This is a genomic window from Arthrobacter sp. I3, assembly GCF_000520575.1.
GTDB classification, from domain to species: Bacteria; Actinomycetota; Actinomycetes; order Actinomycetales; family Micrococcaceae; genus Arthrobacter; species Arthrobacter humicola_A.
Genome location: NZ_KI914902.1, coordinates 168,693 through 170,503, shown reverse-complemented (window position 1 = coordinate 170,503; position 1,811 = coordinate 168,693). Strand labels below are relative to the sequence as shown.

The window sequence follows — 1,811 nt, the reverse complement described above, 5'->3', positions numbered from 1 at the left end:
GGAGCCGCAACATCCGCCGTCGTCCGGTCCCCCGGAGACGACGGCACCCCGGCGGGAACAGCAGATCCCGCCGGGGACACCGGCGGCGCGGGCCTGGAGCCCGTCCCCGGCAGCATCAGCCGGCTCGCCGTCGACCTCGCGGCCGGAGACGCCAGGCTGGATGGAGAGCGGGTGCCCCTGACGGATCTGGAGTTCACGCTTCTGAGATGTCTCGTGCAGAACTGCTCCCGCACGGTAAGCCGGCAGGAGCTGCAGCTTTGCCTCGACGCGTTCGACACCCCGGGCGCGGCAACCCGGTCCATCGACGTGTACGTCGGCCGGTTGCGCCGGAAACTCAAGGGCTGCCGGCACGCCGTCGTCACCGTCCGCAGCGGCGGCTACCGCTTCGTCCCCGGTCCGCGGGCGACGGTCCGCGGACCAGCGGAATACAGCATCTAAGCTCCGCTGCCACAACCATCCCGACCCTCGATCGAAGGAACTGCATGCAATCCACCGTGACCACCAAGCTGCACGCCATCACTAAGCTGCACAGCGAAGATCCAGCACCCGGGTTCACGCTGCCAGATGCTGCGGGCCGCCGGATCTCCCTGGCCGATTATCGCGGCAAAAACGTCATCATCTACTTCTACCCCCGCGCAGCCACTCCCGGGTGCACCACCGAGGCTTGCGACTTCCGCGACAGCCTCGCTGCCCTCCACGGCGCAGGCTTCGAGGTCCTTGGCATCTCACCCGACGCCCGGGAGGCCCTGTCCGCCTTTGCCGCGGAACATGCGCTCACGTTCCCCCTGCTCGCGGACAAAGACCACGCTGTGGCCCTCGCGTACGGCGCCTGGGGCGAGAAGCTGATGGACGGCGAGGTCCGCGAAGGCACGGTCCGGTCCACCGTGGTTGTCGGTCCCGATGGCAACGTGGTCCTGGCGCAATACCACGTCAGTCCGCAGGGCCACGTGCGGGCGCTGCGGGAGGAGCTTGGTATCTAGGGGCTCGGACGCCATGCGGGCGGACCCGGACATGCGCGGGCTGGAAACGGCCTAGAAGAGGGCGTCCGCCACCGTCTGCGTCAGCTGATGGATCACTTCAGTGCGTTCCGGGACGTCGCTCAGGTCCTGGCCCTTGGTGTAGATCACGAGGGCGTATGCGGTGCCGTCCCGGGCGAGGATGCCGGCGTCGTGGAGTTCACCGCCCAGGAGCCCGTACTTGTGGAAGACCGTGATCCCGTCCGGCACTGCGGCGGGAATGAGTGTTTCGTAGTTGGTGTCCTGCATATAGGACAACAGCTCGGCGGTGTGGTCGGCGTTCAGGAGCGTCCCGGAGTAGAGGCGGGAGACGATGGTCGCCATTTCCGCCGGTGTCAGCGTGTTGGTTTCCGGGTCATAGTTCACACCCAGCGACGCCGCGTACTCTGTCAGTTCCTCGTGGCCCACTGCGTCCATGATCAGCGACCACGAGTCATTGTCGCTCTGCTGGATCATCTCCCGGAGCTGGAAGCCGGCGGTGTAGCTCCCCAACGGGTCATCGAGGCTGGCCGCCCCGGTTTCGACCAAGTGGTAGTAGGCAGCCGCGGCCAGGACTTTGGCTGTGCTCGCGGCCACGAATTTCTCCCGGACACCGTATTCGTGGACGTCCGCGGTACCGGCGCCCTGGGAGAGGCCGACCAGCGCCACGCCGATCTGGTACTGGCTGTTGGCAGCGAGAATGGCCTGGATGCGCGCGTCCAGGGCCGCGTCCACCGCGCTCGACGCTGGGCCGGATGCCTGGACCGCAGGATTGAGACTGGCTGACGGCGAAGCGCCAGCCTCAGCTGTCGTCGC

The 1,811-nt window shown here is 67.4% G+C and carries 3 protein-coding genes; 2 read left to right on the top strand and 1 reads right to left on the bottom strand.

Features of this window, described 5'->3' with window-relative positions:
* Together Y706_RS23450 and Y706_RS0103515 are read left to right on the top strand one after the other, a co-directional pair.
* The coding region (locus tag Y706_RS23450) for a winged helix-turn-helix domain-containing protein (protein ID WP_162159058.1) at positions 1–438 on the top strand (438 nt) is incomplete at its 5' end.
* Positions 439–482: 44 nt separating this feature from the next.
* Positions 483–980, top strand: coding sequence for a peroxiredoxin (locus Y706_RS0103515; RefSeq protein ID WP_028275480.1), 498 nt, complete (start codon positions 483–485; stop codon positions 978–980).
* A gap of 51 nt (positions 981–1,031) precedes the next feature.
* On the opposite strand, the gene Y706_RS23445 is transcribed toward Y706_RS0103515, so the two are convergent.
* On the bottom strand, positions 1,032–1,811 hold a 780-nt coding region (locus Y706_RS23445), incomplete at its 5' end, for a serine hydrolase (RefSeq protein ID WP_253906681.1).

What these genes read in the sequence shown, in the direction of transcription:
- Y706_RS0103515 (WP_028275480.1), top strand. Translation starts at nt 483, where the DNA reads ATGCAATCCACCGTGACCACCAAGCTGCACGCCATCACTAAGCTGCAC.